This is a genomic window from Cupriavidus sp. FW306-01-F10A, assembly GCF_058782785.1.
In genome coordinates, this window is sequence record NZ_JBYSYA010000002.1 from 224,673 (window position 1) to 248,970 (window position 24,298).

General features: G+C 65.8%; 24 protein-coding genes and 3 tRNA genes. 12 read left to right on the forward strand and 15 right to left on the reverse strand.

Annotated elements, in window-relative coordinates; translation table 11 throughout:
• Positions 1-57 precede the first annotated feature (57 nt).
• Positions 58-1,125 carry a phage major capsid protein gene (locus tag AC3WLF_RS04030; RefSeq protein WP_492357873.1) on the forward strand — a complete coding sequence of 356 codons (1,068 nt, stop codon included), beginning with the start codon at positions 58-60 and terminating at the stop codon, positions 1,123-1,125.
• 157 nt (positions 1,126-1,282) lie between these two features.
• Entirely contained in the window at positions 1,283-2,062 is a 780-nt protein-coding gene (locus AC3WLF_RS04035; protein WP_492357874.1) for a hypothetical protein, read from the forward strand.
• Between the two features lie 99 nt (positions 2,063-2,161).
• On the opposite strand, the gene AC3WLF_RS04040 is transcribed toward AC3WLF_RS04035, so the two are convergent.
• The 5 genes from AC3WLF_RS04040 to AC3WLF_RS04060 all read right to left on the reverse strand — a co-directional run bounded on the left by AC3WLF_RS04040 (position 2,162) and on the right by AC3WLF_RS04060 (position 4,509).
• Complete coding sequence (locus tag AC3WLF_RS04040; protein WP_492357875.1) at positions 2,162-2,458, reverse strand: hypothetical protein; 297 nt, start codon at positions 2,456-2,458, stop codon at positions 2,162-2,164.
• Positions 2,459-2,484: 26 nt separating this feature from the next.
• Positions 2,485-3,225 (reverse strand): hypothetical protein, encoded by a 741-nt coding sequence (locus tag AC3WLF_RS04045; RefSeq protein ID WP_492357876.1) that lies wholly within the window; start codon positions 3,223-3,225, stop codon positions 2,485-2,487.
• Positions 3,226-3,702: 477 nt separating this feature from the next.
• A tRNA-Met gene (locus AC3WLF_RS04050) sits at positions 3,703-3,778 on the reverse strand.
• A 180-nt stretch (positions 3,779-3,958) separates the two neighbouring features.
• A complete protein-coding gene (locus tag AC3WLF_RS04055; protein WP_013955938.1) occupies positions 3,959-4,219 on the reverse strand; it encodes a hypothetical protein in 261 nt (86 codons plus the stop codon).
• Positions 4,220-4,432: 213 nt separating this feature from the next.
• Positions 4,433-4,509, reverse strand: a tRNA-Arg gene (locus AC3WLF_RS04060).
• Between the two features lie 156 nt (positions 4,510-4,665).
• Between AC3WLF_RS04060 and greB the strand changes: the two genes are divergently transcribed.
• Positions 4,666-5,229 (forward strand): transcription elongation factor GreB, encoded by a 564-nt coding sequence (gene greB, locus AC3WLF_RS04065; protein ID WP_492321707.1) that lies wholly within the window; start codon positions 4,666-4,668, stop codon positions 5,227-5,229.
• Positions 5,230-5,339: 110 nt separating this feature from the next.
• On the opposite strand, the gene AC3WLF_RS04070 is transcribed toward greB, so the two are convergent.
• From AC3WLF_RS04070 to AC3WLF_RS04085, 4 genes are all read right to left on the reverse strand, one after another.
• Positions 5,340-7,751 carry a RelA/SpoT family protein gene (locus tag AC3WLF_RS04070; RefSeq protein ID WP_492321706.1) on the reverse strand — a complete coding sequence of 804 codons (2,412 nt, stop codon included), beginning with the start codon at positions 7,749-7,751 and terminating at the stop codon, positions 5,340-5,342.
• Positions 7,752-7,947: 196 nt separating this feature from the next.
• On the reverse strand, positions 7,948-8,151 hold the full coding sequence (gene rpoZ / locus AC3WLF_RS04075; protein ID WP_006578656.1) for a DNA-directed RNA polymerase subunit omega: 204 nt from the start codon (positions 8,149-8,151) through the stop codon (positions 7,948-7,950).
• Positions 8,152-8,256: 105 nt separating this feature from the next.
• On the reverse strand, positions 8,257-8,919 hold the full coding sequence (gmk, locus tag AC3WLF_RS04080) for a guanylate kinase (protein ID WP_010809225.1): 663 nt from the start codon (positions 8,917-8,919) through the stop codon (positions 8,257-8,259).
• A gap of 31 nt (positions 8,920-8,950) precedes the next feature.
• Positions 8,951-9,886, reverse strand: a complete 936-nt coding sequence (locus tag AC3WLF_RS04085) for a YicC/YloC family endoribonuclease (RefSeq protein ID WP_492321705.1) — start codon at positions 9,884-9,886, stop codon at positions 8,951-8,953.
• A gap of 187 nt (positions 9,887-10,073) precedes the next feature.
• On the opposite strand from AC3WLF_RS04085, the gene AC3WLF_RS04090 reads away from it, so the two are divergent.
• The 5 genes from AC3WLF_RS04090 (at position 10,074) to hemW (ending at position 14,769) form a co-directional block, all read left to right on the forward strand.
• Positions 10,074-11,120: a serine/threonine protein kinase gene (locus tag AC3WLF_RS04090; RefSeq protein ID WP_492321704.1), complete on the forward strand. Its 1,047-nt coding sequence runs from the start codon at positions 10,074-10,076 to the stop codon at positions 11,118-11,120.
• Positions 11,121-11,176: 56 nt separating this feature from the next.
• The gene (locus tag AC3WLF_RS04095; RefSeq protein ID WP_010809228.1) at positions 11,177-12,091 is read left to right on the forward strand and encodes a PP2C family protein-serine/threonine phosphatase; all 915 of its coding nucleotides are present in this window, start codon (positions 11,177-11,179) and stop codon (positions 12,089-12,091) included.
• 96 nt (positions 12,092-12,187) lie between these two features.
• Positions 12,188-12,907, forward strand: coding sequence for a ribonuclease PH (gene rph / locus AC3WLF_RS04100; protein ID WP_492321703.1), 720 nt, complete (start codon positions 12,188-12,190; stop codon positions 12,905-12,907).
• A gap of 15 nt (positions 12,908-12,922) precedes the next feature.
• Positions 12,923-13,540 carry an RdgB/HAM1 family non-canonical purine NTP pyrophosphatase gene (rdgB, locus tag AC3WLF_RS04105; RefSeq protein WP_492321702.1) on the forward strand — a complete coding sequence of 206 codons (618 nt, stop codon included), beginning with the start codon at positions 12,923-12,925 and terminating at the stop codon, positions 13,538-13,540.
• A complete protein-coding gene (gene hemW, locus AC3WLF_RS04110) occupies positions 13,537-14,769 on the forward strand; it encodes a radical SAM family heme chaperone HemW (protein ID WP_492321701.1) in 1,233 nt (410 codons plus the stop codon). The genes rdgB and hemW overlap by 4 nt, the downstream gene beginning before the upstream one ends.
• A 78-nt stretch (positions 14,770-14,847) precedes the next feature.
• Here the strand turns inward: hemW and AC3WLF_RS04115 are convergent, their stop codons facing one another.
• Positions 14,848-15,345, reverse strand: coding sequence for an outer membrane lipoprotein (locus AC3WLF_RS04115; RefSeq protein ID WP_010809232.1), 498 nt, complete (start codon positions 15,343-15,345; stop codon positions 14,848-14,850).
• Between the two features lie 287 nt (positions 15,346-15,632).
• Between AC3WLF_RS04115 and AC3WLF_RS04120 the strand changes: the two genes are divergently transcribed.
• Positions 15,633-15,722, forward strand: a tRNA-Ser gene (locus AC3WLF_RS04120).
• Between the two features lie 47 nt (positions 15,723-15,769).
• Here the strand turns inward: AC3WLF_RS04120 and AC3WLF_RS04125 are convergent.
• Genes AC3WLF_RS04125 through AC3WLF_RS04145 form a run of 5 tightly spaced genes read right to left on the reverse strand, consistent with a single transcriptional unit; the run spans position 15,770 to position 19,678 of the window.
• Positions 15,770-16,141, reverse strand: a complete 372-nt coding sequence (locus AC3WLF_RS04125; protein WP_010809233.1) for a hypothetical protein — start codon at positions 16,139-16,141, stop codon at positions 15,770-15,772.
• Positions 16,142-16,181: 40 nt separating this feature from the next.
• The gene (locus AC3WLF_RS04130) at positions 16,182-17,345 is read right to left on the reverse strand and encodes an osmoprotectant ABC transporter ATP-binding protein OsmV (protein WP_492357877.1); all 1,164 of its coding nucleotides are present in this window, start codon (positions 17,343-17,345) and stop codon (positions 16,182-16,184) included.
• Positions 17,342-17,992 carry an ABC transporter permease gene (locus AC3WLF_RS04135; protein ID WP_492321714.1) on the reverse strand — a complete coding sequence of 217 codons (651 nt, stop codon included), beginning with the start codon at positions 17,990-17,992 and terminating at the stop codon, positions 17,342-17,344. The genes AC3WLF_RS04130 and AC3WLF_RS04135 overlap by 4 nt, the downstream gene beginning before the upstream one ends.
• 10 nt (positions 17,993-18,002) lie before the next feature.
• Positions 18,003-18,935, reverse strand: a complete 933-nt coding sequence (locus AC3WLF_RS04140) for a glycine betaine ABC transporter substrate-binding protein (RefSeq protein ID WP_492321715.1) — start codon at positions 18,933-18,935, stop codon at positions 18,003-18,005.
• Between the two features lie 26 nt (positions 18,936-18,961).
• Positions 18,962-19,678, reverse strand: a complete 717-nt coding sequence (locus tag AC3WLF_RS04145; RefSeq protein WP_492357083.1) for an ABC transporter permease — start codon at positions 19,676-19,678, stop codon at positions 18,962-18,964.
• A 689-nt stretch (positions 19,679-20,367) separates the two neighbouring features.
• On the opposite strand from AC3WLF_RS04145, the gene AC3WLF_RS04150 reads away from it, so the two are divergent.
• The 3 genes from AC3WLF_RS04150 (at position 20,368) to AC3WLF_RS04160 (ending at position 24,280) form a co-directional block, all read left to right on the forward strand.
• Complete coding sequence (locus tag AC3WLF_RS04150; RefSeq protein WP_492321716.1) at positions 20,368-21,300, forward strand: pirin family protein; 933 nt, start codon at positions 20,368-20,370, stop codon at positions 21,298-21,300.
• A gap of 315 nt (positions 21,301-21,615) precedes the next feature.
• Positions 21,616-23,178: an ABC transporter ATP-binding protein gene (locus AC3WLF_RS04155; RefSeq protein ID WP_010809239.1), complete on the forward strand. Its 1,563-nt coding sequence runs from the start codon at positions 21,616-21,618 to the stop codon at positions 23,176-23,178.
• Positions 23,171-24,280, forward strand: a complete 1,110-nt coding sequence (locus AC3WLF_RS04160; RefSeq protein WP_492321717.1) for an ABC transporter permease — start codon at positions 23,171-23,173, stop codon at positions 24,278-24,280. The genes AC3WLF_RS04155 and AC3WLF_RS04160 overlap by 8 nt, the downstream gene beginning before the upstream one ends.
• Positions 24,281-24,298 lie beyond the last annotated feature (18 nt).

The window sequence follows — 24,298 nt, forward strand, 5'->3', positions numbered from 1 at the left end:
CTGCGGCACTGCGAACAAAGGCCACCCCGAAACGTAGTGACCCTATGGGGTGAAATCATGAATGCAACCGCAATTGAGGAAATCAAAACCGCGCTTGATAGCGCGTTCGGCGGCGTCAAGAATCGACTGACGGACGTGGAACAGAAGCTTGCCCTTCTCAGCGAAGGCGGCATCGGGCGTGGCCCTGCCGTTGAATCGCTGGCATCGCTGCTGATGAAGCATGACGCGCTAGAAGCGTTTCGCAACGGCGCGAAGTCGGCACGGGCCGAACTGACTGGAATCGATGTTCGCAAGGCCCTGGTATCGACCATCAGCGACGCCGCGAACGGTTACCCCGTATTGCCGCAGCAAGTCCTGCCGGCACCGCTGCGCCCGCCGCGCTTCTGGTCTTCGCTGGCATCGACGCCGACCGGGTCGAACGCGCTGCAAATCATCGACATGGAGGCGACCGGGGGCGCCGCGATTCAGGCAAAGGAAGGCGATCCGAAGGCGGAGATGACGAACGCCGCTTCGCCGCGATTGGTGCCTGTGGTCACCATCCCCGTCCACAAGACGGTTAGCTGGCAGCTGTTCGAAGACGCGCCCGCATTGCAGGGCTTCTTGCAAATGGAATTGAGCGAAAGCGTCAATGCGGCAATGGATGCATATGTCGTCGGGGCACTGGCAGACGTGGCGCAGACCTATACGCCCCCGGCTGGCGGCACGGCCCTAGATTCGATCTTGAACGTCATTGGCGCGCTTTACGGCAGCGGGGGAAGCGGCGTGGTTGTCGGCCTGGCCCCGGAAGACTGGATTGGCCTGCTGACCGCGAAGGATTCGAACGGCGCCTATCTGGTGAACCCGCTGCAAAGCCTGTTGACCGGCATTGCTGGTGCGACCATCGTTCCGGCTGCATCCATTGGGCCGGGAACATTCATCGCGGCGGCATCGCCTGCGGGCGCGTTCGTGGCGCTGCGTGCTGGCATGTCGTTTGAATGGTCGCGCGAACACGCATCGAACTTCACTGCGAATCTGATTACGCTGTTGGTTGAAATGCGCGGCGCCCTGGTGCCGCAAGACCCATCGCTGATCTATGCCGGCAACCTGATCGCGCCGGTAGAGCCTGCCGCAGCGAAGACGAAGTAAGCGCAAGCCGGGGCGCTGTCATGGCGCCCTGGATTCCGGGGGTGCGTGGCCCTTGCTTGCATCACCACGCGGCGGGCATCGCCATGCCGGTTACTCCCGCCATCCAGAAAAAGGCCGGCAGCCGTGACACGGCAGGACGCCCGCCAAGTCGCGTAGCTTGGCGGGCGTTCTTCTTTCCACCATCGAATACGAAGGGCAGATTCTTGACGGTCGGCACCGCGCGAAGGCTTGTGCGCTGACGGGCATTGAACCGCAGTACGTCGACTATGCGGGCAACGATCCTCAAGCGTTTGTCATTGCCCGCAACCTGAGCCGCCGCCACCTGAACGAATCGCAGCGGGCTTTAGTTGCGGCGAAGTTGGCGAACATGGCCGAAGGGCGACCGGGGAAAAACTCCGCCAATTGGCGGAGTAATGCTGTCAGCCAAGCCGACGCGGCGGCGCGTCTGAATGTTGGTGCCCGCAGCGTGCAACGTGCCCGCGTGGTCGTGGACAAGACCACGCCGGAAATCGTTGCCCGCGTCGAAGCCGGGGAAATGTCGGTCAGCGAAGCGGTGAAGGTTGCTGACCTGCCGAAGAAGACCACGAAGCAGCGCGCCGCGATTGCGGCGGAAATGGCGACGATGCGAAACGGGTCTAACCGCTTTCAATCGAAGGTAGCTCCGTCAAATGATGGAGCTACAAAACCAGCCATGACGACCGCACAAGCCGCCGCCGCACTGAACGTCAGTACCGCCAGCGTCGAACGGGCAAAGAAGACCATGCACGAAGACCCCGCCGCGCATCAGGCAGCGAAACAGGGAACGCCTATGAAGACGAAACCGAAGGCCGAACCGAAGGCGAAGAAGCCCGCCGCGCTGCGTGTCAGCTTGCGGGCATCGCATCGCCTGAGCATGTCACGCTCATCGAACACGCGCCCGAACTTGTCGACCTGGTGATCGATGGATCGATGGGGTTGGATGCGGCGCTGGCCGGCGTTCCGTTCGTGTTCTGTCTTTGGAGTCTTGTTCGGCATTGGGCCTAAGACCGGCGCGGCATCATCGCTTGCGTGAATCGAAGAAGACTACGCTTAGCAGTGCAGCCGCCGCCAATCCAAATCCCCAAAGCCCATGAGGAATGCGCCCATCGGTCAGCATCCAAAGCAGGAACCAAAGGATGCCGCCTGCGACCGCTGCCGTAAGCAGCAAGCCCGGTAATGCGCGCCGCAAGTCAGCAAGTCGAATCTTGCCAGACCGCAGACGGGCAATGCCTTGCGCAGCGTCGCGGAATACCAGCCAAGAGAAGCCGCAGAACACAAAGGCGGCGAAGGCCCATGAAAGAAAGTCGTCAGTCACGATTCGATGAGTGCGGTATCTTTTGCCTAGAGATTGGCCTTAAGTTCATCGACCTTTTGCGTTACCCCTAGGATGTCAAACCTCTCTTTAAGGATGTAGCGGAACAACAGCAATGCACCGACACCTATTTGCGCAGTAGTTTTTAACCCAAGGGCCAGGGCGTCGCCATCATGCACGATGTATTGCTGTTGCAGTTCGACTGCTCCGTCTTCTTTGTCGTTGATGTGCAGGGCCGTTGTCAGGGCCAGTTCGTTCGGATGCGCGCCGAAGTCGATTGTTCTTTCGTAGAGGGATGCAACCGCGTCGGCTAGTTTCGGTTCCGCAACCTTCTTTAGCGACTGCATCACGACCGTAGTTTGAAATGCTTTGCGGCAAGCCTTTCGCGTGTCGTCACTGTCGCTGCGCTTCATCCAGACTTCATCAAGTCCGTCGCCATCGTTGGCGTAGATATGAACCGAATACAAGGCGTATTCGATGACGCTACGTAGAACGACATAGCCCTCTGCTATTTGACCGCCGATGACTAAGCGGCAGGCAGCCCGGTATGCTGAATGACAACGAAGAAACAGCAGTGCCGGAAGTCCGGCCTTATTGTGGTGGAGATGGGTGGCGATGGTGTGGAACTGCTGATCGACGCTTGATAGCAGCTTGTATTCGACGGACTTGTTTGCGAACGTTGCCCAACCATTGCCGTTCGCCGTATCGATGACGTTGGATAGTTCGTCTTCGGCCCAGCCCTGCGGCGGCGTTACGCTTGTCCCTGTCATGGTTAATCCTGGCCGTGTGATCGATCATGCGATTATGCCCACAATGAGCGAATAGCCCTAGTTTCGCTAAGGTCATCCTACGCGCCCCGCACAACCGCATGAGGCCCGCGCCCGCACCGGCCCTGACCCCGTGCCCCCCCCAGGTGCGCGGCATGTGAAACACGCCCCTATCCGGCCCCTTGGCAAGCCCGAAACGGGGCGGCATGATGACCCCGCCGCCGTTGGCATCGGTCGGCACCTTTCAAGTGTTCGCCCCGGCTTCGGTCGGGGCTTTTTTTTTGGCGCGTGGCGGGCGCTGTCGTGTGTCGGAGTGGTGTGACGAAAACGGCGGGCAACAAAAAACCCGCCGAAGTGGGGCGGGTCGTTTGCGCACTACTTTTGCCGGAATTCTGCCGGTTTTGCCCACATAGTGCCCAAATTCGTAAAAACACGAATCTGCTGCTGAGGGTCAAAACGGCGCAATCCCTTGCTGTGTCTTGGTTGCGGGGGCAGGACTTGAACCTGCGACCTTCGGGTTATGAGCCCGACGAGCTGCCAACTGCTCCACCCCGCGTCTGAAGGAGACGGATTATGGGCGATTCATCCGCGCATGGCAAGCGCTATTTTGCCGTGCGCATGAAATCGTTCGTCCCCGCCTCGCGCCGTCATGCAATGCGCCTGGCTTTGCCACCTCAATAGCAATAGATCACGGCATGATATAAGCCGTTGCGCCAACCACAATGACGCGCAGCTCTTACTCGGCGGGCCCCAGCAGCCGGTCCACCAGAGCATAGCCCGCGCCGAAGGCAGCCACCTCCGCCGCATGGCGCGTGGCGAACTGCTGCGGGCCGCTGGCAAGCAACTCGGTATCGCCCGCGTCGGCCGGGTCGGCGCCTTCCTGCGACACGCGGACTTCATAGCCCCAACGGCCGATGCTGTCCTGCCCTTGCGGCGATACCAGGACATAGACATCCATGCCGCGGTACTCTTCAACGCGCCACTCTGCGTTTTCCATGCGCTCAGCTCCCAGGGTCGAGGTTGTGCCTGATTCGAGCCTAGGAGGCCGCACGCACGACCGCAAGGCGTGACGCAGCAATCGCAGGTCTGCGCGGGTGCAGGTGGAAAGCGGGAACGGTAGCCGCGGCGCGCAAGTCGAATGGCACGACGGCGAGAGGACGGAAGCGAAAGAGGGCTTCCGTTTCCGGAAGCCCTCTTCTTTCTGCATAGGTGGCGCGGCTGGCAGGATTCGAACCCACGACCCCTTGGTTCGTAGCCAAGTACTCTATCCAACTGAGCTACAGCCGCACGCGAGAAAAAGATTATAACCCAGTTTTTATTTTTGGGAAGCCCCTTCGCAACTTTTTTGTGATCTTTCTTTGGAAGGGGCGCAGCAGATGCCCGCCGGCGAGGTTCGCCTGTGGCGTTTTCCTATAATGACAGACCCAAGAAGTGATCCGGAACATGAACAAGGCATTTGTCAAAGAGTCGTCCGGCGACGAGGACGACGATCTCCCCGAAGGCGCAACGCCGCTACCTCCCGGCACCAAGAACTACATCACCGCCGAAGGCTACAACCGCCTGCGCAATGAGCTGATGCAGCTGATCGACGTCGACCGGCCCGATGTAGTGCAGATCGTGTCGTGGGCGGCCTCCAATGGCGACCGCTCGGAGAATGGCGACTATCTCTACGGCAAGAAGCGCCTGCGCGAGATCGACCGCCGCATCCGCTTCCTGACGCGCCGCCTCGACAAGGCGGAAGTGGTCGACGCGTCCCTGCAGGGCGACAACGACCAGATCTTCTTCGGCGCCACCGTCACCTACGCCAATCGCGCCGGCGAAGAAACCACCATCACCATCGTCGGCATGGATGAAGTCGACCTGGACAGCAACCACGTGAGCTGGATCTCGCCGATCGCCAAGGCGCTGATCAAGGCGCGCGAGGGCGACACCGTGGCGCTGCGCACGCCGGCCGGGGTCGAGCAGATCGATATCCTGGAAGTCCGCTACCCGTCGCGGAAACAATAGCCTGGAGTGGAGGCCGTTTTAGGGCGGCCCTGGCTAGGCGTGCGGCCGCAGACAGTACAGTAGTACGGCAAGGCCGCGCAACGACGCCAGGGCCGTCCTAAAACGGCCTCCTAGCCGTCGTTGCGGTCGCGGAAGATGCGGATCACATCGGGGTTGCGCCGCAAGCCCCGCATCACGTTGGCCAGGTGCAGGCGGTTCTGCACCTGGATGATGAACTGCATATAGGTGGCTTCCTGGTGGCCGGCGTCCTGCTGCTCCATGGCCACGTGCGCGACGTTGGCGTCGGCGGCGGTCAGGTCCGCCGCGACGCGCGCGACGATGCCCTTGACGTTGCGCACCATCACCTTGATCGACACGTCGAAGGCGCGCGTGGTCTTCTTCGCCCACATCACGTCGATCCAGTGCTCCGGATCCTTGCTGTGCAGGCGCTTGGCGATCTTGCAGTCCTGCACGTGGATCTGCAGCCCTTCGCCCTTGCCCAGGTAGCCAACGATGGAGTCGCCCGGGATCGGGCGGCAGCACGCCGAGAAGATCATCGACATGCCTTCGTCGCCAGTGATCGGCACCGCGGGCGCTTCTTCGCCGGCGAAGGTCTGCACCGCCGCCAGCAGCGCGCTGTCGACATCGCCGGACAGCTCCTGGAGCAGGATCTCCATGCGCTTGGCCACCACCGCCGGCACGCGCCGGCCCAGTGCCAGGTCGGCAAAGATGTCTTCGCGCTGCTTGTTGCCGGTCCACTGCACCATGCGGTCCCACACCGACTGCGGCACCGCCTTGAGCTCGAAGCCGAGCTGGCGCGCCGACTGTTCCAGCAGGCGCTCGCCGAGCTGGATGGCTTCGTCGAGCTTGGTGGTCTTCAGGTAGTGGCGGATCGCCGCGCGCGCCTTGCCGGTGCGCACGAACGACAGCCACGCCGGATTGGGCTTGGAGTACGGCGCCGTCACCACCTCGACGATATCGCCGCTCTTGAGCTCGGTGCGCAGCGGCAACATCTCGTTGTTGATCTTGACCGCCACGCACTGGTTGCCCAGGTCGCTGTGCACCGCGTAGGCGAAGTCCAGCGCAGTGGCGCCGCGCGGCAGCGCGCGGATATGGCCCTTGGGCGTGAACACATAGACCGCGTCCGGGAACAGGTCGATCTTGACGTGCTCGAGGAATTCCTGCGAATCGCCGGTCTGGCTCTGGATGTCCAGCAGCGACTGCAGCCACTGGTGCGCCTGCTGCTGGATATCGTTGGCGTGGTCGGCCTGGTGCTTGTACATCCAGTGCGCGGCCACGCCGGCCTCGGCGATCTGGTGCATGTCGCGCGTGCGGATCTGGAACTCCACCGGCGTGCCGAACGGGCCCACCAGCGTGGTATGCAGCGACTGGTAGCCGTTGATCTTGGGGATGGCGATGTAGTCCTTGAACTTGCCCGGCATGGGCTTGTACAGCCCGTGCAGCGCGCCCATCGCCATGTAGCAGTGCATCTGCGTTTCCACCACCACGCGGAAACCATATACGTCCAGCACCTGCGAGAACGACAGCTGCTTGTCGTGCATCTTGCGGTAGATGCTGTAGAGCGTTTTCTCGCGCCCGGACAGTTCGGCCACGATGCCGGCGTCGGCCAGCCCCTTCTGCGCGGCTTCCAGGATACGCTTGACCACCTCGCGGCGGTTGCCGCGCGCGGCCTTGACGGCCTTCTCGAGCGTGGCGTAGCGAAACGGCGAGCCGACCTTGAAGGACAGCTCCTGCAGCTCGCGGTAGATCGTGTTGAGACCGAGACGGTGCGCGATCGGCGCATAGATCTCCATGGTCTCCAGCGCGATGCGGCGGCGTTTCTCCGGCGGCACGAAGTCGAGCGTGCGCATGTTGTGCGTACGGTCGGCCAGCTTCACCAGGATCACGCGCACGTCGCGCGCCATCGCCAGCAGCATCTTGCGGAAGCTCTCCGCCTGCGCCTGCTCGCGGCTCTGGAATTCGAGCTTGTCCAATTTGGTCAGGCCATCGACCAGTTCGGCGACCTTGGGGCCGAATTTCTCGGCCAGCTCGCTCTTGGTGATGCCCTGGTCTTCCATCACGTCGTGCAGCAGCGCCGCCATGATGGACTGCACATCCAGCTTCCAGTCCGCGCACAGCTCGGCCACCGCCACCGGATGGGTGATGTAGGGCTCACCGCTCTGGCGGTACTGACCCAGGTGGGCTTCGTCGGAAAACTGGAAGGCCTCGCGCACGCGCGCCAGATCGGGCGCCTTCAGGTACGCGAGTTTCTCCATCAGCCGGGTGATGGAGATGACCTGCTGGCGCGGCGGCACCGCCGGCTGCGAGGTCGGGCCGAAGAAGTGCCGGTATGACTGCGCCAGCACTGCGTCGATAAACAGGCTGTCAGCCGCCGGCGCCACATCCTGCATCGCGGCCAGCTCATCCTGCAGCGCCGCGCCCCTGGACTTGCCCGGCGCCAGCGCGGGCGCGACGGCACGCTCGCCGACGACATCGTCGCCGAGCGGATCGGGAAGATTGGGAGCGCCGGTGCGCGCGTTCACGGAGGGCTGGCCCGGAATGGTGCGCTTACGCGCCGTAGGCGGGGCCGCATCGCCAAGCGCCGGCGCCACGGCAGTCGGCGACGGCTGGGAGGGAGGCTTGGAGGGCGAATGCGGCGAAGGCATGGCGGCGGCCCCTGGAATCCGGCTGGATACGTGCTGGCACGATGCGAGGATAAGCCATGGGCCGCCTGACCAATCAGGTCGGGACCTTCTTCAGCATCTCGATGCCGACCTGGCCCGACGCGATCTCGCGCAGTGCCACCACAGTCGGCTTGTCCTTTGCTTCGACTTTGGGCGTGTGGCCCTGCACCAGCTGACGGGCACGATACGTGGCCGCCAGCGCGAGCTCGAAGCGATTCGGAATGTGTTTCAGACAATCTTCGACGGTAATACGCGCCATATCAAATCCACCTTGGGACAAAACCTTACGTTGGGTTGCTATTTTACAGCACGCGGCGGAAAACGCCGGCGGCGCCCCGCGCAGCTGTCATCGGCAGGCATCGGCTCAGTGGATGCCCAGCTCGATAAACAGCTCCGTATGCCGTGCTTTCTGCGAGGAAAACCGCAGCCGCGTGGCGCTGATCACGTTGCGCAACTGCTCGAGAGCATCGTCGAAGACCTCATTGATGATGACGTAGTCCGACTCCGAGGCGTGGGCCATTTCACTGCCCGCCGCCAGCAGCCGGCGCACGATCACATTGGGCTCGTCCTGGCCGCGTTTTTTCAGGCGCTCTTCCAGAGCCGTCAGCGACGGCGGCAGGATGAAGATCTCGACCGCGTTGGAAAAGCGCTGGTGCACCTGCTGCGCGCCCTGCCAGTCGATTTCCAGCAGCACGTCGTTGCCCTGCGCCATCTGCTGCTCGATCCACACGCGCGAGGTCGCGTAGTAGTTGCCGTGGACCTCGGCCCATTCCAGGAAGTCGCCGCGGTCGCGCGCGGCGCGGAACGCGTCGACCGTGACGAAGTGGTACTCGCGCCCGTCCTGCTCGCCCGGGCGCGGGGCGCGCGTGGTGTGCGAGATCGACAGGCGGATGGCCGGGTCCTGCGACAGCAGCTTGTTGACCAGCGTCGACTTGCCGGCTCCTGACGGCGCCACCACCATGAAGAGGTTGCCGGGGTAGACGGTATCGATGGCAGTGTGAGGCGCGGATTGAGGCGTTGGGCTCATGATGATTCTTTGGTGATTCCTGGGGCTGTCTTTATTCGAGATTCTGGACCTGTTCGCGCATCTGCTCGATCAGCAGCTTGAGCTCCATCGAGGCATCGGCCAGTTCCTTGGCGGCGGCCTTGGAGCCAAGCGTGTTGGCCTCGCGGTTGAGCTCCTGCATCATGAAGTCCAGGCGCTTGCCGGCCTGGCCGCCCTTCTTCAGGATATGCCGGGTCTCGTTCAGGTGCGCCTGCAGCCGCGACAGCTCTTCGGCGATGTCGATGCGGATGCCGTAGACGGTGGCTTCCTGGCGGATGCGCTCGGCGATCTCGTCGCGGCTCATCGACGGCATGCCGGTGGGCGCGGCCAGGTTGAAGGCTTCCTGCAGGCGCTCGGTCAGCTTTTCCTGGTGGTGCGCGATCAGCTGCGGGATGGTCGGCGTCAGGCGCTCGACGATCGCCAGCATGGCGTCGATGCGCTCCACCAGCGTCGCCTTGAGCGCGTCGCCTTCGCGGCGGCGGGCTTCCAGCAACTGGTCCAGCGCCTCGCGCGCGGCGCCCAGCACCGCCTCGCGCAGTGCCTCCTGCGACAGTTCCGGCTCGACCAGCACGCCCGGCCAGCGCAGGATCTCGCCCATGCGCAGGGTGCCGGCGCTGGCGAAGGTGGCGGCGACGGTGGTTTCCAGCGCGCGGATCTGCGCCAGCAGCCCTTCATTGAGGGCCAGGGTGGCGCCGCCGGTGTCGGTGCGCTGCAGGTTGATGCGGCATTCCAGCTTGCCGCGCGACAGCTCGGCCATCAGCATCTCGCGCAGGGCCGGCTCGAAGGCTCGGCACTCTTCCGGGGCCCGGAACAACAGGTCGAGGAAACGCGAATTGACAGTGCGGAATTCCACCGAAACGGACGCGGAGCGCCCGCTGGGCTCGCCTTGCGCGTTGGTCAATGGCGCCTGGCGCGTCGCCAGGCCATAGCCTGTCATGCTGTGGATCATTGGATGTTCTCGTGAATGGCGGCGGCCCCGGGCTGGCGACCCGAGCACGCCCGCCTCGAGCGCCCCGCAAGGGATCCTGGGGACGCTCTCAATACGTTGAAAGGAGGGCAACAATGCCCTTATTTGTGTTCTTTACAAGTGACCGATTAGCCCGGACAATCCGGAGGCAAATCAGGTCCCTATTCCCATGACAGAGCCAAAGGGCACGACACAACCGAAGAGTGCACCGCTGCCCGTCGGCACGCTGTTGTCCAACTATCGTATTGTAAAGAAGTTGGCCAGCGGGGGGTTCAGTTTCGTCTACCTGGCCACCGACGATACCGGCGCACCGGTTGCCATCAAGGAATACCTGCCGTCGTCGCTGGCGCGGCGCAACCCGGGCGAACTGATCCCCGTGGTGCCCGAGGAAAACGCCGCCGCGTTCCGGCTTGGCCTGAAGTACTTCTTTGAAGAGGGCCGCTCGCTGGCCCGCATCTCCCATCCCAGCGTGGTGCGCGTGGTGAATTTCTTCCGCGAGAACTCCACCGTCTACATGGTGATGAACTATGAGCTGGGCAAGACGCTGCAGGAGCACGTGCTGGCCGCCCGCCAGCAAGGCGGCCCCAAGGTGCTGCGCGAGCATTTCATCCGCAAGGTCTTCCACGACCTGATGAGCGGCCTGCGTGAAGTGCATATCCACAAGCTGCTGCACCTGGACATCAAGCCCGGCAACATCTACCTGCGCGAGGACGAATCCCCGATCCTGCTGGATTTTGGCGCCGCGCGGCAGACCCTGACCATGGAAGCGGCCCGCTTCCAGCCGATGTACACCCCCGGCTTTGCCGCGCCCGAGCTCTATGGCAAGCATTCCGACCTGGGCCCGTGGACCGATGTCTACAGCCTGGGCGCGACGCTCTACGCGTGCATGGCCGGCATGCCGCCGCAGGAAGCCAACCAGCGCGAAAAGGAAGACCGCATGGGCGATGCCCTGGCGCGGCTGCGCAGCAGCTACACCAACGGCCTGGTGGACCTGGTCGAATGGTGCCTGCGGCTGACGCCGGCCGAGCGCCCGCAGAGCGTGTTCCGGCTGCAGAAGGAGTTGCGCGAGCAGACCAACGCCCTCGGCGAACAGGCGCTGGCGCCGCAGACGCAAGCCCCGGCCCTGGCGCCGGCGGAGCGGCCCGCGGCGACATCGCGCTTCCTGACCCTGCTGCGCCGGCGTGACGAATCCGTCCCCGGCGCGAGCGTCGACTGAATCACAAATCTGGCGCCCCGCTTGCGGCCAGTCCACTGAATTCCCTGAAAGCCAACATGCGATTCTCTGTCTACCAGGAAAGCAGGAAAGGCGGCCGCCGCGTCAACCAGGACCGCATGGGCTATTGCTTCACGCGCGACGCGCTGCTGATGGTGCTGGCCGACGGCCTGGGCGGCCATGCGCACGGCGAAGTCGCCGCGCAGCAGGCGCTGCAGACGCTGGCGCGCCAGTTCCAGGTGCAGGCGCGGCCCACGGTGCGCAACCCGGCCGAGTTCCTGCAGGACACCATCATGCTGGCCCACCGCGAGATCCACCGCTATGCCGAGGCCAACCAGATGGCGGACGTGCCGCGCACCACGGTGGTCTGCTGCCTGGTGCAGCAGGGCCAGATCTACTGGGCCCACGCCGGCGACTCGCGCTATTACCTGCTGCGCAAGGGCCGGCTGCTGACGCGCACGCGCGACCACTCCAAGATCGAGAACCTGCTGCAGCAGGAGCGCGTGCTGCCGATGCACGTGGCCAACCACCCGGAGCGCAACAAGCTCTACAACTGCCTGGGCTCGCCCAACCTGCCGCTGATCGACCTGGGCGGCCCGGTGCGGCTGGAGCCGGGCGACGTGGCCCTGCTCTGCTCCGACGGCCTGTGGGGCGCGCTGGAAGAGCCCGCGCTGGTGGACAAGCTGTCGCGCCTGTCGGTGGTGCAGGCGGTGCCCGCGCTGATCGAGCAGGCGCTGCAGAACGCCGGCGAAGGTGCCGACAACACCACCGGCATCGCCATGATGTGGGAACTGGACAGCAATGCGGCGGGGCAGGATTCGGTCATGACCGACACCCTGCCGCTGAACGCCTTCACTACCTCGATCCTGGAGCGCACCGGCTCGGAAAGCGACCTGCTGTCCGAAGAGGAGATCGAGCGCTCGATCGCAGAGATCCGCGCCGCCATCGACAAGACCAGCAACCTGATGCGGTAATGCCTTGCCCCGGCGGCGCGCCGGGGCAACTGTGCAGCGCTCCAGGGCTGGCGGCGTTAGAATCGCGGTCTCTCCCCGATTCGGACAAACCATCCCATGCGACCCAGCGGCCGCGCAGCCGATGCGCTGCGTTCCATCAGCCTTACCCGCCACTACACCCGCCACGCCGAGGGCTCCGTCCTGTGTGCCTTTGGCGACACCAAGGTGCTTTGCACCGCCAGCGTGCTGGCCAAGGTGCCGCCGCACAAGAAGGGCAGTGGCGAAGGCTGGGTCACGGCCGAATACGGCATGCTGCCGCGCGCCACGCACACCCGCTCTGACCGCGAGGCCGCGCGCGGCAAGCAGACCGGCCGCACCCAGGAAATCCAGCGCCTGATCGGCCGCGCCATGCGCTCCGTGTTCGACCTGGCGGCGCTGGGCGAATACACCATCCACCTGGACTGCGACGTGCTGCAGGCCGACGGCGGCACCCGCACCGCGGCCATTACGGGCGCCTTTGTCGCCGCCCATGACGCGGTTTCGACCATGCTGCGCGATGGCCTGATCGTTGCCAGCCCGATCCGCGACCATGTTGCCGCGGTCTCGGTCGGCATGGTCGACGGCGTGCCGGTGCTGGACCTGGACTACGCCGAGGACAGCAGCTGCGACACCGACATGAACGTGGTCATGACCGGCAGCGGCGGCTTTGTCGAGGTGCAGGGCACCGCCGAAGGCGCGCCGTTCAGCCGCGCCGACCTGGACGCCATGACGCGCCTGGCCGAAGCCGGCATCGCCCGCCTGGTGCAGCACCAGCGCGAAGCGCTCGGCCTGGCCTGAGGAGCGGGACCCGCGATGCAACGCCTGGTACTGGCTTCCAACAACGCCGGCAAGCTGCGCGAATTCGGCGCGCTGCTGGCCCCGCTCGGCTTTGACGTGGTGCCCCAGGGCGAACTGGGCATTCCCGAGGCCGAAGAGCCCTTTGCCACCTTCGTCGAGAACGCGCTGGCCAAGGCCCGCCATGCCAGCCGGCTGGCCGGGCTGCCCGCGCTGGCCGACGATTCCGGCATCTGCGTGCAGGCGCTGGACGGCGCGCCCGGCGTCTATTCCGCGCGCTATGCGCAGATGGCCGGGCAGGCCAAGTCGGATGCCGCCAACAATGCCCACCTGGTCTCGCAACTGGCCGGCAAGCTGAACCGCCACGCGCACTACTACTGCGTGCTGGTGTTCGTGCGCCACGCCGAAGACCCTTGCCCGATCATCGCCGAAGGCCTCTGGCACGGCGAGGTCGTCGACGCGCCGCGCGGCGCGGGCGGCTTTGGCTACGACCCGCACTTCCTGCTGGCGCACCTGGGCAAGACCGCCGCCGAGCTATCGCCCGAAGAGAAGAACACGGTCAGCCACCGGGCCCAGGCGCTGCGCGCGCTGGTGGCACGGCTGCAGGCCGATGCCGCGCAAAGCGCCACCCGATGATCCCGATCGTACCGGTCTCCGCGTCCGTGCCCGTGGACAGCAAGCAGCTCTGGCTCAAGCCCGGGCAGATCAGCCTGCCCGGCTCGCCGCCGCTGTCGCTGTACGTGCATATCCCGTGGTGCGTGCGCAAGTGCCCGTATTGCGATTTCAACTCGCACGCCGCACCCGGCGCCGACAACCACGAGATCCCGGAAGACATCTACCTGGACGCGCTGCGCGCGGACCTGGAGCAGTCGCTGCCGCTGGTGTGGGGCCGGCCGGTGCATACGGTCTTTATCGGCGGCGGCACGCCCAGCCTGCTGTCGGCGGCAGGCATGGACCGGCTGCTGTCGGACATCCGCGCGCTGCTGCCGCTGGATGCCGACGCCGAGATCACGATGGAGGCCAACCCCGGCACCTTCGAGGCCGACAAGTTCGCCAGCTACCGCGCCAGCGGCATCAACCGGCTGTCGATCGGCATCCAGAGCTTCAACGACCGGCACCTGCAGGCGCTCGGGCGCATCCACGGCGGTGCCGAAGCGCGCAAGGCGATCGACATCGCCCAGGCCAGCTTCGACAACATCAACCTGGACCTGATGTACGCCCTGCCCGGCCAGACGCTGGATGAATGCCGGCAGGATGTGGAAGCCGCGCTGTCGTACGGCACCACGCACCTGTCGCTGTACCACCTGACGCTGGAGCCCAACACCCTCTTCGCCAAATTCCCGCCCGCGCTGCCGGACGACGACAGCGCGTACGAGATGCAGGACTGGATCGAAGCGCGCACGGCCGAGGCCGGCTACCGGCACTACGAAACCTCGGCGTATGCAAAGCCGCATCGCGAGGCGCGCCACAACCTGAACTACTGGCGCTTCGGCGACTACCTCGGCATCGGCGCCGGCGCGCACGGCAAGCTGTCGTTCCCGCATCGGATACTGCGCCAGATGCGGCACAAGCATCCGGCCACCTACATGGAGCGGGCGCTGGCCGGCAATGCCGTGCAGGAAGCGCGCGATGTCGGCGCCGACGAGCTGCCGTTCGAGTTCATGCTCAACGCGCTGCGCCTGACCGATGGCGTGCCGGCATCGAGCTTCCACGACTACACCGGGCTGCCGCTGCATACCATCAGCAAGCAGCTGGCCGAGGCGGAAAAGAAAGGGCTGCTGGAAGCGGACCTGACCACCATCCGCCCCACCGAGCTGGGCCGGCGCTTCCTCAACGACCTGCAGGAGATGTTCCTGAAGGACTGAGCGCCGACGAGCACCGGTACAAGAAAAGGCCACGCGATGCGTGGCCTTTTACATGCTGGCAAACGTCAGGCTGGCATGTCAGTACGGCGTTGCCATGTCATTGGCCACGCGTGCGCGCATGCCCACCTGCAGGTTGCCCAGGCTCGACTGGGTCACCGTGGCGATGCGGCCATCATCCAGGCGCACGTTGACGCGGTACGCGGTCTGGGTGTTGCTGCCCGCGCGCTTCTCGATCTGGTTGCCGGCCACGGCGCCGACCACGGCACCGCCGATGGTCGCCGCGGTCTGCCCGCGCCCGCCGCCGATCTGGTGGCCCAGCAGGCCGCCGGCCGCACCGCCGATCACGGTGCCGAGCAGGCCCGAGCTGCCTTGCGTACTGGTGATCGGTTCAATCGATTCCACGCGGCCGTAGTACACCGCGCCAGCCGGGGCCTGCGAGGTGTTGGGAGTCTGGTACCCCGGAGGCGGGGCGTTGTAGCCGGTGTTGTAGCCGCTGTCATACGGGGCGGCACAACCGGCCAGCACAGCCGCTGCAGCCACCGGAACGATCAGCCATTTCTTGCTATGGATTCGCATTTTGAGTTCTCCTCTGTTGCCAGGCGAAAGCCGGGGATGCGGCACACACCGCGCCATCCGGCACGACAATATGAGCGATGCCGGCGTGTGAAGGTTCCGTAATGTCAGACAGACGCCGACATCCGCGGCAGCGGATGTGGCAGGAAGTTTACGCGCGCTTGCGTGCCGCAACACAAGACCACCATCGATCCACGCGAGCCTTGTATAATGCGCGGCCTGACCGTCAGGTCTGCAGGCGGCAGCGCGCCGGGCCCATGCCCTTTCGCGCTACAATGCCCGCACTTCCAGGAAGCGTGGCCGAGTGGTTTAAGGCAGCAGTCTTGAAAACTGCCGATGGGGTGACCCATCCGTGAGTTCGAATCTCACCGCTTCCGCCAGACAAGAGAAACGGCCCGGACCAGTAACTGGTGCGGGCCGTTTTTCATTAGAGATCGCCGTGCAGGTCTTGCGTCAGCAGACGGTACGCCTCGGCTTCTGAAATCCTGAGCCGGTACTTGCACGCCAGCACGCGCGCCAGGCCATGCGCCGCGCCCGGCGGGCTGTGCCGCAGTTGTTCGCGGTAGGCCTCCACTTCATAGCGCAGGCGCCAGCGCCGGCTGGCCAGGTAGAGCACGCCCATCAGGCCCCAGCTGCGCCAGAACTGGCGCACATGCACCTTCTCATGCTCGATCAGCGCCTGGCTGGCGCCGGGGCGCAGCAGGATCAGCGGACCGGGCGTGAAGCCGTCAAACCCGCGCGGTATCAGCCAGCGGGTTTCGACGACCAGGCACAAGGGCGAGCGGCAATAGCGGAGCATGCACCTAGCATAGCGCGGATGCCGCCGCCCTGCCGCTGGCTCAGGCCGCCGCCTGCAGCGGCGCGGAGGCGGCCAGCCCCCCGGCCTGCCCGCGCGAACGTCCCGAGCTCAGGTACCCGGCGATCGATTCCTGCGTGACCTCGCCCAGGTAGGCGCCGTCAGCGCCCATCACCGGCAGCCAGCTGGTGTTGTGCTGGTACATGCGCGACAGCACGATGCGCAGGTGCTCGTCGAAGGCCGCGGTGACGGCGAACGGGCGCATCACATCACTGCACTGCCCCTTGCCGGAGCGCGCATCGCGGCGCGTGACGTAGCCCAGCGCGACCTGGGCGTCGTCCACCACCGGCAGGTGGCGCACGTCGGCATCGTCCATCACGCCCAGCGCTTCGGCCAGCGGCATGTCGGGGCGGCAGCTCGGCGGCATGGTGGCAGCGTCGCCGGCGCGTACCAGCAGCAGGCGCTTGAGGGTGTTGTCGTGGCCGACGAAGGCCTGCACGAACTCATCGGCCGGATGCGCCAGCAGCGCGTCGGGGTGGTCGAACTGCACCAGCTTGCCGCGGCGGAACACCGCGACCTTGTCGGCCAGCTTGATCGCTTCGTCGATATCGTGCGAGACCATGATCACGGTCTTGCCGAGCTGGCGCTGCATCTGCAGGAATTCGTTCTGGATGCTCTCGCGGTTGATCGGGTCGACCGCGCCGAAGGGCTCGTCCATCAGCAGCAGCGGCGCGTCGGCCGCCAGCGCGCGGATCACACCGATGCGCTGCTGCTGGCCGCCGGAAAGCTCGCGCGGATAGCGCGTCAGCAGCCGGTTGGGATCGAGCTGCACCATCGCCATCAGCTCGCGCGCGCGCTCGCGGCACTGCTTCTTGTCCCAGCCCAGCAGGCGCGGCACCACCATGATGTTCTCTTCGATGGTCATGTTGGGGAACAGGCCGATCTGCTGGATCACGTAGCCGATCTTGCGGCGCAGGGTCACGCCGTCAAGGCCGCGCGTATCCTCGCCCTCGATGCGCACCGTGCCCGAGGTCGGCTCGATCAGCCGGTTGATCATCTTCAGCGTGGTGGTCTTGCCGCAGCCCGAGGGGCCGAGGAAGACGCAGATCTCACCGCGCGGCACCGTCAGCGACACGGCGTCGACGGCGCGCGTTTCGGTGCCGTCTTTCTGCGGGAAGGACTTGGTGAGTTGGTCGAGTTCGATCATGTGCGGATTCCCTTTGGCGTCAGTGCCCGCTGCAACCACTGCAGGAAGGCGTCCGCCACGATGGCGAGCAGGCTGACCAGGACCGCGCCCACGGCCAGCTTGCTCATGTTGCTCTGGCTGATCGCCTGCAGGATCAGCACCCCAAGGCCACCCGCGCCGATGATGGCGGCAATGGTGGCAACCCCGATATTCATCACCACGGCGGTACGCACGCCGCCGAGGATCACCGGCACCGCCAGCGGCAGGTCCACCAGCCGCATGCGTTGCCAGGCGGTCATGCCGATGCCGCGTCCCGCTTCCTGGATGCCGGGGTCGACATTGGCCAGCGCGGTGTAGGTGTTGCGCATGATCGGCAGCAGCGAGTACAGGAACACCGCCGTCACCGCGGGCACGTAGCCAAGCGCATGGCCGAAGCGCGCGAAGATCGGGATCATCAGCCCGAACAGCGCGATCGACGGCAGCGTCAGCACGATCGTCGCCAGCGCCAGCAGCGGCGTGGCCAGCGCGCGGAAGCGCGTGATCACGATGCCCAGCGGCACCCCGATCAGGATCGCCAGCCCCACTGCCGAGCCCACCAGCGCCAGGTGCTCGCCGGTCATTTTCAGCAGCGTGGGCCAGCTGTGCTGCAGGTAAGAGAACAAGTCCATGCGGCCTCCCTCAGATCAGTCCGTGGCTGCGCAGGAAGTCCTCCGCGACCTTGTCCACCGGCTGCTGGCCGATGTCCACCTTGTAGTTCATGTCGGTCATGCTCTCGTTGTCGAGCTTGGCAGCGAGTGCATTGAGCAGGCCGGCCAGTTCCGGATGCTTGTCGAGCACCGGCTTGCGCACCACCGGCACCGCGTTGTACGGCGGGAAGAAATGCAGGTCGTCTTCCAGCAGCACCAGGTCGAAGCCCTTGACGCGGCCGTCGGTCGCATAGACCAGGCCCAGCTCCACCTGGTTGTTCTTCAGTGCGGTGTAGACCAGGCCCGGGTCGAGCTGGATCACGTCGCGGCGCGAGAACGGCAGCTTGTACAGCGCCTTGAGCGGCTCCAGGCCGTCCGGGCGCGCAGCGAATTCCATGTCGACCGCGAACGGGTGGCTGGCGTCGGGGCCGGCGCGGCGCATCTGCTCGGCAAAGCCCGACAGCGTGGTCACGCCGCTGGCCGCGCGTTCCTTCGGCATCGCCAACGCATAGGTGTTGTTGATGTTCGAGGCATCGAGCCACACCAGCCCGCGCGCGCCGTCCATCTGCTTGACGCGCTCGTAGCTTTCCCTGGCGCCGAGTTTTTCCTGGACCTTGTTGAACACGATCAGCGCGGTGCCGGTGTAGTCCCACACCACGTCGAGCTGGTTGCTCTCCATCGCCTGGCGCATCAGCGTGCTGCCCAGGCCGGCGGTCAGTTCGGTGGTGAGGCCCTTGGCGCGCAGGTATTTCGAAGTCATCGACGACAGCAGCAGCTGCTCGGTGAAGTTCTTGCCGCCCACGCGGATCGGCGTGGCCTCGGCATGGGCTTCAGGCGCAGTGGCCAGCGCCAGGCCCGCCGCAAAAGCGGTGACGGCAGCCACCACCAGGGCGACGCGCCGGGCGCGGCGGCGGATGAATTGCATCTGGTTTTCCATTTCGGTCCCCATGTTCAGCGCGCCAGCCCGCGCCGGCGCAGGTACAGCTGGCCGGCGGCGGCAAAGAGCGCGTCCAGGGCCAGCGCCAGCAGCGCCGTGGCGGCCGCGCCCAGCAGCAGCAGTGGCTGGTTGTTCAGGTAGATGCCCGGGAAGATCAGCTCGCCCAGGCTGTTGGCACCGATCAGGAAGGACAGCGGCACCGTGCCCACGTTGATGACCAGGGCGATGCGGATGCCGGCCAGCATCACCGGCAGCGCGTTGGGCAGTTCCACGCGCACCAGGCGCTGCACCGGCGTCATGCCGATGCCACGCGCCGCTTCCAGCAGCGTGGGCGAGACATTGCGCAGGCCTTCGTAGGTGTTGCGCACGATCGGCAGCAGCGAGGCCAGCCACAGCGCCAGGATGGCGGGCCGCTCGCCGATGCCGAGCACGGCCAGGGCCAGCGCCAGCACCGCCAGCGACGGCACGGTATTGCCCACGTTGAAGACCTGCATCAGGCGGTCGGCCCAGCGGCGCATGCACGCGCGGCTCAGCGCGATGCCGGCCGGGATGCCGGTGGCCAGCGCCAGCGTCATGGACAGCACCACCAGGCGCAGGTGGTCGGCCACGTCGTAGAGCAGGCGCTCCTGGTACTGGCGAATCACATCGACGCCGATCCATGCCACCAGTGCAGCCAGCGCGGCCAGCGTCAGTCCTGCCCAGGCGAGGGCCCGTGCCGATTGCTTTGACATACTCTCCCCTTTTCCGAAACCGAAAAGCGCGCAGCACGCCACTTCCCGGCGATGGAAAACAATATGGGCTGGTGCGTGCGGAGATAGGGCGCCACCAGTCCCGGTTCAGATTGCATTGCCGCCATGACCGGCACGATTGCCGGCGGACGGTCTGTGGATTCCTCCGCCGTGGGCGGGAAGTCCGATTGACGGGATGCCGGGTTGGATTGGCAGTCCCTGAAGCGGCGCAACCGGCGACGCAAAGTTGTTGCGATCGGTTGGCCAGTGGCAGCGCAAATATTGAAGTTTTCCGACGCGCCGCCGGTCCATCGGCCGTTGACTGGCAAGGGCTGGCGAGGTTTTGATACCCCCGCATCTCGCCTCAACGGATGACAAAGAGAGCGCTATTATAGCGATCTTCATCGATCCTGTCATCTTCCCGCATTTTTCCGACCTTCCTGCGCCGATCTTGCGCGAATTGGCGGCAGTAGGACGGCATGTTCGGTCGTGCATTAGCCGACACATGGAGACTTCCCGGATCGTTCTGAAATCGCGGAAACCGGACAGCCAGTTGGTACGCCAGCAGAACAATCTGTTGCCCGGCGACCCTCTACTCTTTCCGCGCCAAAACACTAAATTGACGAGGTAGCTGAAACGACGGGAAACCGGCCCGGCCATTGCCGCGCGGAACCCGCCCACTGGAGAAAGACATGGACACCCTTGCCACCACCTTCGCCACCGTTCCCGCCGCCGCCGCCGAAACCGTGCAGCGCTCGCGCGCCGTGGACCGCGTGGTGCGGGGCATCGCCACCTCGGACGGCGCCGGCGTCAAGCTGACCCGCGTGCTGACGCAGAACCTGCAGCGCCGGCTGGACCCGTTCCTGATGCTCGATGCCTTCGGCACCGACAGCAAGGACGACTACATCGGCGGCTTCCCCGATCACCCGCACCGCGGCTTCGAGACCATCACCTACATGCTGGCCGGGCGCATGCGCCATCGCGACAGCGCCGGCAACGAGGGGCTGCTGCAGAACGGCGGCGCGCAGTGGATGGTGGCGGGCGCAGGCGTGGTCCACTCGGAAATGCCCGAGCAGGAAGACGGCCGCATGGAAGGCTTCCAGCTGTGGCTGAACCTGCCGGCCGCGGACAAGATGACCGCGCCGTGGTACCGCGACCTGCCCGCCGCCGAGATCCCGACGGTGGCGCTGGACCACGGCGTCACGGTGCGCGTGCTGGCGGGCGCCACGCACGGCGTGGCCGGCGCGATCACGCGCCCGGTGACCGAGCCGGTCTACCTGGACGTGCACCTGCCGGCCGGCCAGACCTTTGCGCAGGCGCTGCCGGCCGGGCACAACGCGTTCGTCTACGTGTACCGGGGCGAGGTTTCGATCGGCAGCGGCGACGACCGCGCCGTGATCGAGGCCCAGCGCATGGGCGTGCTGGACAACGCCGGCCAGTCTGACGGCGTCATCGTCAGGGCCGAAGCCGACGCGCGCTTCCTGCTGATCGCAGGCCAGCCGCTGAACGAGCCGATCGCGCAGTACGGGCCGTTCGTGATGAACACGCAGGAGCAGATCTACCAGACCCTGGCGGATTTCCGCGACGGGCGCTTCGCCACCAGCGCCGCCACCACCGGCGCCTGAGCCCTGCCGGCGGGCGGCCGCCCTGGCCGCCCGCCGCTGCTCCAGTCCAGCCGCTGGCTCCGCAAGGGGCCGGCGGCTTTTTTTCGTGCTGTGGCCGGCACGCGACTTGCAACCACCCCCAAACCGTTGCAGGGACTGGAATGACGCCGGAATCGGCCCGCCCGGTGTCCTGTCACTTATATAATCCATCACCAATATCGGGCATCACCAAACCATGATGAATGCTGCAATGCGTCGCGGCGATGCTGCGCCACGCACTGCCGCGCTGTTGACTCATCCCACGTTGCTGCCATCACAACAACCCGAGCCGCCTCAGTGACATCACAACTCCCTCCCAGGCTGGCGCTGGCCCATATCAGCAAGCGCTACCCGGGCGTCGTCGCCAATGACGACGTCAGCCTCAGCGTCGCCCCCGGCGAGATCCATGCCGTGCTGGGTGAAAACGGCGCAGGCAAATCCACCCTGATGAAGATTATCTTTGGCGCGGTCCGTCCGGATGCCGGCGAGATGCACTTCAACGGGGCGCCGGTCACCATCAACAGTCCGCACGACGCCCGCAACCTGGGCATCGCCATGGTGTTCCAGCATTTCTCGCTGTTCGACACGCTGACCGTGACCGAGAACATCGCACTCGGCCTGCCCGCCGGACAGCAAGGCAACATGAAGCAGCTGGCCGAGCGCATCCGCGCCACTGCCGAGCGCTACGGACTGCCGCTGGAGCCGAACCGCCATGTGCATACGCTGTCGGTCGGCGAGCGCCAGCGCGTGGAGATCGTGCGCGCGCTGCTGGCCAATCCGCAGTTGCTGATCCTGGACGAGCCCACCTCGGTGCTGACCCCGCAGGCAGTGGAAACGCTCTTCGTCACGCTGCGCCAGCTGGCCGCCGAAGGCACCAGCATCCTCTACATCAGCCACAAGCTCGACGAGATCCGCGCGCTGTGCCATCAGGCCACCGTGATGCGCATGGGCAAGGTCACCGGCGTGTGCGATCCGCGCCAGGAAACCGCGGCCTCGCTGTCGCGGCTGATGATCGGCGGCGAGCCCCCGCGCGAGACGCGCGTGGCTGCCGAGCGCGGCCCGGTGCGGCTCAGCGTGCAGGGCCTGTCGCTGCCGCGCGCGCATGCCTTCGCCACCGAGCTGAGCCGGATCTCGCTGGATGTCCACGCCGGCGAGATCGTCGGCATTGCCGGCGTGTCCGGCAACGGGCAGCAGGAGCTGCTGGCCGCGCTGTCCGGTGAAGACACACGCGCAGACAACATGTCGGTGCAGCTCGGCGGCAAGCCAGTCGGCCGGCTCGATGCGCGCCAGCGCCGGCGCGCGGGCCTGGCCTTCGTGCCGGAAGAGCGCCTGGGCCGCGGCGCGGTGCCGGGCATGAGCCTGGCGACCAATATCCTGCTGTCGCACCAGACGCCACCCTATGTGCGGCAAGGCATGATTTCTCCCGGCGCGGCCACCGGGCTGGCTTCGGCCGTGATCAGCCGCTTCCGCGTCAAGGCCAGCGGGCCGCACGCGCTGGCGCGCAGCCTGTCGGGCGGCAACCTGCAGAAATTCATTGTCGGCCGCGAGATCGAAAGCGGCCCTAAGGTACTGATCGTGGCGCAACCGACCTGGGGCGTGGACGTTGGCGCCGCGGCGCAGATCCACAACGAGATCCTGGCGCTGAAGGCCACCGGCTGCGCCATCCTGGTGGTGTCGGAAGAGCTCGATGAGCTGTTCGCGATCTGCGACCGGCTGCACGTGATCGCCAAGGGCCGCTTGTCGCCTTCGGTGCCTGCCGAGACCGCGACGCGCGAGCAGATCGGCCTGTGGATGAGCGGACTGTGGCAAGGCGGGCCCGCCCAGGCGCAATCCGGCGCGGAGGTGGCAAGCCATGGCTGATGTGCGACAACTGCTGCCCCGCTCCCCCCTCTCGCTGGCGCCGCGTGGCCTGCCCTCGCGCACCATGGCCTATGCCTCGCCGGTGATCGCACTAGCGCTGACGCTCCTGTTCGGCGCGCTGCTGTTCCTGGTGCTCGGCAAGGACCCCGTGGCCGCGCTCAAGGTCTTCCTGGCCGATCCGCTGCGCGACCAGCGCGCCATCGGCGAGGTGCTGCTCAAGACCGTGCCGCTGGTGCTGTGCGCACTCGGCCTGTCGGTGTGCTACCGCGCCAACGTGTGGAATATCGGCGCCGACGGGCAGCTGATTGCCGGCGGCATCTGCGCCGGCGCCACCGTGCTTTACTTCGATGTGCCGGGCCAGGCCATGAACGGCACCGTGGTGCTGGTGCTGGCCTCACTCGCCGGCATGGTCGGCGGCATGCTGTGGGCCTCGCTCACGGCGGTGCTCAAGGACAGGTTCAACGCCAACGAGATCCTGGTCTCGCTGATGCTCACCTATATCGCGCAGCAGCTGCTGCTGTGGGTGGTCAACGGGCCGCTGAAGGATCCCAACGGCATGAACTTCCCGCAGTCGAAGGTGTTCTCGTCCGAGTACCTGCTGCCCAACCTGATGTCGGGCTCGCGCCTGCATGCCGGCTTTGCCGTGATGCTGGTGCTGGTGGCAGTGATGACCGTGTTCGTGTTCCGCAGCTTTGCCGGCTACCGCCTGCAGGTGGGCGGCACCGCGCCGGCGGCGGCGCGCTACGCGGGTTTCTCGGCGCGCAGCGCGCTGTGGAGCGCACTGCTGATCTCGGGCGCCACCGCGGGCCTGGCGGGCGCGTTCGAAGTGACCGGCCCGATCGGCCAGCTGCTGCCGTCGATCTCGCCGGGCTACGGCTTCACCGCCATCATCGTCGCCTTTATCGGCCGGCTGCATCCGGTCGGCACGGTCTTCGGCGGCATCATGATGTCGCTGTTCTATATCGGCGGCGAGATGGCGCAATCGCGCCTGGGCCTGCCGTCGGCCATTGGCTGGGTGTTCCAGGGCATGCTGCTGTTCTTCCTGCTGGCCTGCGACACGCTGATCGAAAACCGCCTGCGCTGGCGCGCCACCACGGCCTGAGCGGAGCTACAGAACAAT

Bases quoted from the DNA above. Each gene is read 5' to 3' on its own strand.
- AC3WLF_RS04115 (WP_010809232.1), bottom strand. From the start codon at position 15,345: ATGCGAATCCATAGCAAGAAATGGCTGATCGTTCCGGTGGCTGCAGCG.
- rph (WP_492321703.1), top strand. From the start codon at position 12,188: ATGCGACCCAGCGGCCGCGCAGCCGATGCGCTGCGTTCCATCAGCCTT.
- AC3WLF_RS04150 (WP_492321716.1), top strand. From the start codon at position 20,368: ATGGACACCCTTGCCACCACCTTCGCCACCGTTCCCGCCGCCGCCGCC.
- AC3WLF_RS04045 (WP_492357876.1), bottom strand. From the start codon at position 3,225: ATGACAGGGACAAGCGTAACGCCGCCGCAGGGCTGGGCCGAAGACGAA.
- AC3WLF_RS04055 (WP_013955938.1), bottom strand. From the start codon at position 4,219: ATGGAAAACGCAGAGTGGCGCGTTGAAGAGTACCGCGGCATGGATGTC.
- hemW (WP_492321701.1), top strand. From the start codon at position 13,537: ATGATCCCGATCGTACCGGTCTCCGCGTCCGTGCCCGTGGACAGCAAG.
- AC3WLF_RS04140 (WP_492321715.1), bottom strand. From the start codon at position 18,935: ATGCAATTCATCCGCCGCCGCGCCCGGCGCGTCGCCCTGGTGGTGGCT.
- AC3WLF_RS04145 (WP_492357083.1), bottom strand. From the start codon at position 19,678: ATGTCAAAGCAATCGGCACGGGCCCTCGCCTGGGCAGGACTGACGCTG.
- AC3WLF_RS04090 (WP_492321704.1), top strand. From the start codon at position 10,074: ATGACAGAGCCAAAGGGCACGACACAACCGAAGAGTGCACCGCTGCCC.
- rdgB (WP_492321702.1), top strand. From the start codon at position 12,923: ATGCAACGCCTGGTACTGGCTTCCAACAACGCCGGCAAGCTGCGCGAA.
- AC3WLF_RS04130 (WP_492357877.1), bottom strand. From the start codon at position 17,345: ATGATCGAACTCGACCAACTCACCAAGTCCTTCCCGCAGAAAGACGGC.
- AC3WLF_RS04135 (WP_492321714.1), bottom strand. From the start codon at position 17,992: ATGGACTTGTTCTCTTACCTGCAGCACAGCTGGCCCACGCTGCTGAAA.
- rpoZ (WP_006578656.1), bottom strand. From the start codon at position 8,151: ATGGCGCGTATTACCGTCGAAGATTGTCTGAAACACATTCCGAATCGC.
- greB (WP_492321707.1), top strand. From the start codon at position 4,666: ATGAACAAGGCATTTGTCAAAGAGTCGTCCGGCGACGAGGACGACGAT.
- AC3WLF_RS04095 (WP_010809228.1), top strand. From the start codon at position 11,177: ATGCGATTCTCTGTCTACCAGGAAAGCAGGAAAGGCGGCCGCCGCGTC.
- AC3WLF_RS04085 (WP_492321705.1), bottom strand. From the start codon at position 9,886: ATGATCCACAGCATGACAGGCTATGGCCTGGCGACGCGCCAGGCGCCA.
- AC3WLF_RS04160 (WP_492321717.1), top strand. From the start codon at position 23,171: ATGGCTGATGTGCGACAACTGCTGCCCCGCTCCCCCCTCTCGCTGGCG.
- AC3WLF_RS04030 (WP_492357873.1), top strand. From the start codon at position 58: ATGAATGCAACCGCAATTGAGGAAATCAAAACCGCGCTTGATAGCGCG.
- AC3WLF_RS04125 (WP_010809233.1), bottom strand. From the start codon at position 16,141: ATGCTCCGCTATTGCCGCTCGCCCTTGTGCCTGGTCGTCGAAACCCGC.
- gmk (WP_010809225.1), bottom strand. From the start codon at position 8,919: ATGAGCCCAACGCCTCAATCCGCGCCTCACACTGCCATCGATACCGTC.